This window comes from Streptococcus ovuberis (genome assembly GCF_012396585.1).
GTDB lineage: Bacteria > Bacillota > Bacilli > Lactobacillales > Streptococcaceae > Streptococcus > Streptococcus ovuberis.
Genome location: NZ_JAAXPR010000004.1, coordinates 192,256 through 199,850, shown reverse-complemented (window position 1 = coordinate 199,850; position 7,595 = coordinate 192,256). Strand labels below are relative to the sequence as shown.

Annotated in this window: 4 protein-coding genes and 1 pseudogene; 4 read left to right on the top strand and 1 reads right to left on the bottom strand. The window is 41.7% G+C overall.

From position 1 onward, the window contains the following. Positions 1–174: 174 nt before the first annotated feature. Entirely contained in the window at positions 175–1,680 is a 1,506-nt protein-coding gene (malQ, locus tag HF992_RS03940) for a 4-alpha-glucanotransferase (RefSeq protein ID WP_168548757.1), read from the bottom strand. A 556-nt stretch (positions 1,681–2,236) separates the two neighbouring features. On the opposite strand from malQ, the pseudogene HF992_RS03935 reads away from it, so the two are divergent. From HF992_RS03935 to HF992_RS03920, 4 genes and pseudogenes are all read left to right on the top strand, one after another. Further along, positions 2,237–3,502, top strand: a pseudogene (locus tag HF992_RS03935) (extracellular solute-binding protein). Positions 3,503–3,615: 113 nt separating this feature from the next. Beyond that, positions 3,616–5,310, top strand: a complete 1,695-nt coding sequence (locus HF992_RS03930; protein ID WP_168548756.1) for an alpha amylase N-terminal ig-like domain-containing protein — start codon at positions 3,616–3,618, stop codon at positions 5,308–5,310. A gap of 11 nt (positions 5,311–5,321) precedes the next feature. After that, positions 5,322–6,626, top strand: coding sequence for a carbohydrate ABC transporter permease (locus HF992_RS03925; RefSeq protein ID WP_168548755.1), 1,305 nt, complete (start codon positions 5,322–5,324; stop codon positions 6,624–6,626). After that, complete coding sequence (locus HF992_RS03920; RefSeq protein WP_168548754.1) at positions 6,627–7,484, top strand: sugar ABC transporter permease; 858 nt, start codon at positions 6,627–6,629, stop codon at positions 7,482–7,484. It begins immediately after the preceding gene. The last annotated feature ends 111 nt before the right edge of the window (positions 7,485–7,595 follow it).

The window sequence follows — 7,595 nt, the reverse complement described above, 5'->3', positions numbered from 1 at the left end:
CTCTACAATAGGCTTGAACACCTTTATTGTATCGCGTTTGGAGTTTTTTGGTATAACCTTCGATGCGCACCCGCATAGCGGGTGGTTTATTGGTCACGCACCTTCGGAGCGTGACGGACTTAAAGTCGCATAATAACCAAAAACCAGACGGAAGAACCCGTCTGGTTTTTAAGTTTAGTTCAGTTTGTTGTTTTCACGACGATAGGTTTGGGTGTAGTCTAGGAGTTGGGCTTCGATGTCTGGGCTGAGTTGCTCTTCGGTCATTCGCCATACCCAGTTACCGCCTAGAGTATTTGGGAGATTCATCCGAGTGCTACCGTCTAAACCAAGCAGATCTTGCATGGTCACAATGGTCATAAAGGCGACGGATGAAAAGAGCATACGAAACATTGCTTGATTGACGGTCTCTCCTTCACGCCGGTTGCTGTATTTATCTAGATAAGCCCGACTACGCTCGTCCGTCTCAGTTTCGTACCAACCGATGATGGTATTGTTGTCGTGGGTCCCTGTGTAGGCGACGACATTATTCCGATGATTATGAGGGCTTTCGATGCTATCACCATCTGGGTCAAAGGCAAATTGTAAAACCTTCATACCAGGGAAGCCGGTTGTCTCACGCAACTCAATGACCTTATCGGTAATGGATCCCAAGTCTTCGGCGATGATATTGAGCTCCCCCAGCTCTGCCTTAATGGCGTCAAAGAGTTCAAAACCAGGGGCTTCGACCCGGTAGCCGTTGACAGCCGTCTCTTCGCCAGCAGGAATTTCCCAGAAGGAGGCAAAACCAATAAAATGATCAATCCGTACCATATCGTAGAGTTTAAAGCTCTCTCTGATGCGGGAAATCCACCATCTGAAACCATCAGCTTTCATGGCATCCCAGTCATAGATTGGATTACCCCAGAGTTGGCCAATTTCAGAGAAGGCATCTGGTGGGCAGCCTGCCACGACACGTGGTCGGCCTTCGTCATCCGTCTTGAAGTAATGAGGGCTGGCCCACATATCCGCTGAATCTGCAGCGATATAAATCGGCATATCCCCCACAAATTCAATTCCTCGCTCATTAGCATAGGCTTTTAAGGCCAACCATTGGCTAAAGAAAAAATATTGGGTGATACGGTGGTAGTCAATGGCCTCAGCCAAACGTTCACGATAGTTGGCCAGAGCTTCTGGTTGACGGGAACGGATCGCAGCATCTTCCCACTCTGTCCAAGGCTTGAGACCGAAGGATTCTTTGATAGCCATGTATTCTGCAAAATTATCCAACCATCCGTGATGTTCTTCTAAGAAGCGATAGTAACCTTCAGACAAACCAGAGGCTTTGAAGCGCTGAACAGCTTTTTCCAGAATAGGCCTACGCCCGTAGAAAACCTTAGCATAGTCAACTTCAGCGGGATTACCTCCGAAATCCACACCCACTAAGTCTTCAGGACTCAATAATCCTTCGGCTAGCAAACGGTCAAAATCAATAAAATGTGTGTTGCCTGCAAAGGCAGAGAAGGACTGGTAAGGAGAATCCCCATAGCTGGTCGTCCCCAAAGGAAGAATCTGCCAGTAGCGTTGCTTGGTCCGGACTAAGAAATCAACGAAGTCATAGGCAGCCTGCCCCATAGAGCCGATACCATACTTGCCGGGGAGAGAGGAGATGTGCATGAGCACTCCACTTTGACGTTCTTTCATGATTAAAGTACCTCAAATTAATTTGTGTTTAGTAGCGCTTAAGAAAACAAATGCGCAAACGATTGCTTTGTTTTTTCTATTATATCTTGTCTCCGCTTACAAATCAAGAGAAACATCTAAATTTCAACATTATTTTACGGAATCCAACATAGACTTAACAGGTAACGCTTAGTTTAAAAGTAGATTAAACGGGTTTAAATGTCTCCTGCCTAAAATTTTTCTAAAAAAATTGTAAAAAAGACTTGCAACCGTCTCCAATTTGCGGTATACTAATCTTAGTTTAAGAAAACGGTTGCGTTAGTTGTTTCTAAACATCGCTAGACTAGAAAGGAGGCCGTCTTTCGGTAGAAGAAGCTCGTAATAAAACCAAGGTTCTGTTAGTTATCTGTGGAATGGATTGAAAGCATCTGGTCAAACTTGGTGTGGGCTGATTAGTCTAAGTAAGTTTGCATGAGCATGCTCATGTTTTAAATCTAGTTCTCAGAAAACGTCTCACCATTTTACTGCTGGATTATAATTCAATCATCACATCTACTCATTATTAGGAGGAAATATAATGAAAATCAACTTTAAAAAAGTCGCGCTTTCAGCTCTAGCTGGCGCATCAGCTCTCTCGCTAGCCGCTTGTGGCGGTGGTTCATCTTCAAAATCAGCTGAGCCAGCATCAGATGGGGATAAATCTTTAGTGGTTTCCGTTGATACCGGCTATGTTGACTATATCAATAGTATTAAAGGTAAGTTTGAAGAAGAAAATGGTGTTAAAATCACTGTTAAAGAAGAAGGTATGATTGATACCTTGGATAAGTTGGCGACAGATGGTCCAACAGGCGCTGCTCCAGACGTTTTTGTGGCACCATATGACCGCGTTGGTGGACTAGGTAACGAAGGTCAGCTTGCCGAAGTCACTTTGGGTAACAAAGCTGATTACGATGAAACAGCACAAAACTTGGTCACTTTAAATGGAAAAATCTACGGTGCTCCAGCTGTTGTTGAATCACTGATTCTTTACTACAACAAAGATTTAATTAAAGAGGCTCCAAAAACATTTGCAGAACTCGAAGAGCTTCAAAAAGATGCTAAATATGCCTTCGCTTCAGAAAATGGTAAATCAGTGGCATTCTTGGCAAACTGGACTAACTTCTACTACGCTTACGGCTTAATTGCTGGTCACGGTGGTTATGTCTTTGGTGATCACGGAACTGACCCATCAGATATTGGTTTGGACAATGCTGGTACTGTAGAAGGACTTGAGTACGCTAAAAAATGGTATGCAATGTGGCCTCAAGGAATGTAAGATACAACAAAAGCTGGAGACTTCATCACAGAACAATTTACATCAGGTAAAGCAGCTGCAATTATTGATGGCCCTTGGGCTGCGGCATCACTTAAAGAAGCTGGTGTAAACTTCGGCGCTGCGCAAATTCCAACCCTTACAAATGGTGGAAATTATGAAGCCTTCGGTGGTGGTAAAGCTTGGGTTATCTCAAACTACAGCAAAAACATGGATGTTGCTCAAAAATTCCTTGACTATGTCACAAACGAAGAAAACCAAAAATCATTCTACGATGCTACGCAAGAAATTCCTGCTAATACTAAAGCACGCGAATATGCTTCAGCACAAGGAAATGAGTTGACAAGTGCTGTTATTGCTCAATTCTCAAATGCTCAACCAATGCCAAATATCCCTCAAATGGCAGAGATTTGGGAACCAGCTGCAACCTTGTTCTTCGATGTTGCTTCAGGTAAAAAAGATGCTAAGACAGCCAGCAAAGAAGCTGTAACATTCATAAAAGAAACCATCGAGCAAAAATATACTGAATAATAACTTATAAAAGCTGATTCAGATATATTTCTGCTCAGCTTTTTCTCTCTCTATTAAGAGATTTAGTAGGGAGAGAAAAAGACTGAACAGATGATATCTATTAAGGAGATATAGTGAATAAAGCGGGATTTTTACATATTCCTGATTCCAGATATTGTTTTGCAATCTCCGAAAACGAAGTCTTACTTAGACTTAGAGTTGCAAAAGAAGATAGGGATTTAGCCATTAATTTGGTTTATGGAAATAAATACACTTACCATCAAGATCAGAGAGAAGTAAAGCTAATACTAAAGTATATAGACAATTTGCATGCCTATTATGAAGTTTGTTTGAAGCTCTCTGATGTTCGCTTAACCTATGTATTCAAAATACAAGATGGTGACGAGGAGTGGTACTACCATGAGAATGGTTTTAGCAAAACCTACGATTTCTCTCATGCTTTCTATAACTGCTTCCAACTCCCTTATATCAATCCAATTGATATTCATCGCGTGGTTGACTGGGCAGACAGTGCGGTATTTTACCAGATTTTTGTAGATCGTTTTTATCGCGGAGATGCTGAGAAGGATGATACTTACATCAATATGGCGTGGACGGACAAGCCACTTCCGAAAAGTTTTGCCGGAGGTGATCTTGAGGGGATTAGGCAAAAGTTACACTACCTCAAGGACTTAGGGATAACTACCATTTACCTGACTCCGATTTTTTCATCCATCAGCAATCATAAGTATGATATTCGAGATTATTACGATGTTGACAAACAGTTTGGTAGCAAACTCAGTTTAAAAAAGCTTGTTGAGGATATCCACAGTTTAGATATGAAGATTATTCTAGATGCGGTCTTCAACCATTCTAGTGATTTGCTTCCCGAATTTCAAGACGTGATAAAAAATGGGAAAGCCTCCCCCTACTTTGATTGGTTTATGATTGACGGAGATATGGTAGACCAAAAAGCGGTCAACTATGAGACTTTTGCCGCCTGTTCTTATATGCCTAAGTTCAACACATCAAATAGAGATGTTCAAGACTACCTTCTGGATGTAACCCTTCACTGGACGCGTGAGTTTCAGATTGATGGTTGGCGTCTTGATGTATCGGATGAGGTGTCACATGATTTCTGGCGACGGTTTCGACAAGCAGTCAAGGTTGTCAATCCAAATCTTCTCATCATTGGAGAAAATTGGCACGATGCCTACCCTTATTTACAAGGGGATCAGTATGATGGCATCATGAATTATGCCTTCACAAAAGCTTGCTTGGATTATTTTGCTAAAGAGACCATTTCTTCTCAGGAGATGGCCGAACGGCTAAATCATATTCTGATGCGCAATACAAATCAGGTCAATCGCATGAACTTGAATCTCTTGGACTCTCATGATACCCACCGCTTTTTCACAGAGATTGGGTGCTCCACAGATAAATTACTAGCAGCTGTTGCCTTGCTGTTCACCTATGTCGGTATTCCTTGTCTCTACTATGGCACAGAAATTGCTATGGAAGGTGGCTATGACCCCGATTGTCGTAGGTGTTTCGACTGGGATAAGGTGACCCAAGACAACGATTTATTAACACTGTTCAAGAAAATTATTCGCTTGAGGCAACTACCAGCTCTCCAAAAAGGTGACATCACCATTACATCTCAGGGCGATTTGCTAAGTGTTCGACGACACACACCATCTCAGGTCATTGAGTTACTCATTAACAAGGGGCAGGAACGAGAGATTGCTGTCGGTCAGTTAGTCATCGCTAACGGGTTGACCGACACAAACTTAGCAACCCATGGCTTCTTAATTCATCATCTATTGTAGAAAGGATCATTATGACAAACGATTCACAACATCACAGTCCAAAAAAAGCCATGTGGCTATCCCTCATTCTAGGACTAGGACAACTTTACAACGGTCAGAAGGCAAAAGGTCTCATGCTTCTTGGCGTTTTTGCTCTGGAAATGATTGAAATCCTCACCTTTGGTATTCCTGCCATTCAGGGATTGATTACTCTAGGGACAACGCCAGTCGTTGATCATTCCTTATTTTTGCTTATTAAGGGCTCTATGCAACTGATTATTTTCATTGTTATGGCCTTTATCCATGTAGCAACCATGCGAGATGCTTATCAAACGGCCCATTCAATTAGAGATGGGTTTAAGGTGCCAATTACAGCTAAAGAAACCTTAAACTCTATCTATGAGAATGGCTTCCCTTATTTGCTAACAATTCCAGCTTACTTAGCCATGGCCTTTGCGATTGTGTTTCCTGTTATGGTGACCCTGTTTATCGCCTTTACTAACTACGACTTCAAACATATTCCACCACAACGCTTGCTGGACTGGATTGGGTTTAAAAATTTCATCAACATTGTTAAACTCAGTACTTTTAGAAAAGCATTTTCTTCTGTATTGACTTGGACCTTGATTTGGACAATGTTGGCGTCTACCTTACAGATTGTTATCGGAGTTGCGACAGCTATTATCGCCAATCAACCTTTTATTAAGTTCAAGAGAATTTTCGGGGTTATCTTCCTTTTGCCTTGGGCTGTTCCTGCCTTTATCTCCATCATGAGTTTTGGTAATTTCTTTAACGACTCAATCGGAGCCATGAATATGCAGGTATTGCCATTTATTGAGAAATTTATTCCTTTTGTTGATTTTGGTCTTATCCCATGGAAAACCGATCCATTCTGGACTAAGGTTGCGGTTATCATGGTACAAGGTTGGCTAGGTTTTCCTTATGTTTATATCTTAGTGTCTGGTATTCTTCAATCTATTCCAGCAGATTTGTATGAGGCTGCTATCATCGATGGGGCAACAGCTTGGCAGAAATTCTGGAAAATTACCTTGCCGATGATTTTAGCTGTGGCAGCACCGACCTTTATCTCACAGTACACGTTTAACTTTAATAACTTCTCCATCATCTACCTCTTCAACAACGGTGGACCAGGTAGCGTCGGTGGTGGTGCTGGTGCTACAGATATCTTGATTTCTTGGATTTATAAATTGACCACTCAAACTTCGCCACAATTCTCAATGGCATCTGCGGTGACTTTAATCATTTCCTTGATAGTTATTTCTGTATCTCTGGTCACCTTTAAGAAATTTAATGCATTTAATATGGAGGATAGATAGATGGCTGTTAAATCATTCTCAAGTTCTGTCAAACGTAAGAAATTTTTGACACGGTTCTTCACCTATGCCTATCTGTTGATTTTGTCTATTGTTATTTTGTTTCCTATCTTAGTGACGGTTAGTTCAGCCTTTCGTCCAGGTAACACAACAGCTTTTATTTTTGATTTAAACAGTAATTTTACCTTGAACAATTTTAAGCGTCTCTTTACAGAAACCTTATACGCTCGATGGTACTTGAATACCTTGATTGTGGCTTTTTTTACCATGGTGATTCAGGTGGCGGTTGTCACCCTAACTGGTTATGCTTATAGTCGTTACAACTTTTTTGGTAAGAAGAAAAGTCTGCTCTTTTTCTTGGTCGTACAAATGGTGCCAACCATGGCTGCACTGACTGCTTACTTCGTTATGGCTTGGCTCTTCAACGCCCTTAATCAGTACTGGTTCCTTATTCTGATCTATGTTGGTGGGGGTATCCCGATGAATGCGTGGCTCATGAAAGGCTACTTTGATACAGTGCCTTATGATTTAGATGAATCAGCGAAACTTGACGGTGCTGGTCACTTACGTATTCTCTGGCAGATTGTTTTACCTTTAGTTAGACCAATGATTGCGGTTCAGGCACTCTGGGCTTTCATGGGACCTTTTGGGGACTTTATGCTGGCTAAATTTTTACTTCGTTCACAGGAAAATTATACTGTAGCAGTAGGGTTGCAGACTTTCATATCTGATGCTAAAAATCAAAAAGTAACCTTGTTTGCGGCTGGTGCCATTCTTATCTCTGTTCCAATTTGTATCCTCTTCTTCATGCTTCAAAAGAACTTTGTTTCTGGATTGACAAAAGGTGGGACAAAAGGATAGTCGACAAGCTCGAAGGATTCCCAAAAGTGCAGAGGCTGGGGCAAAAGTCCTTGCCTCTCCCTTTGTTTTTGAATGATCAAGCAAGCCGACTTCATCAGCTTTTGCTGTCCT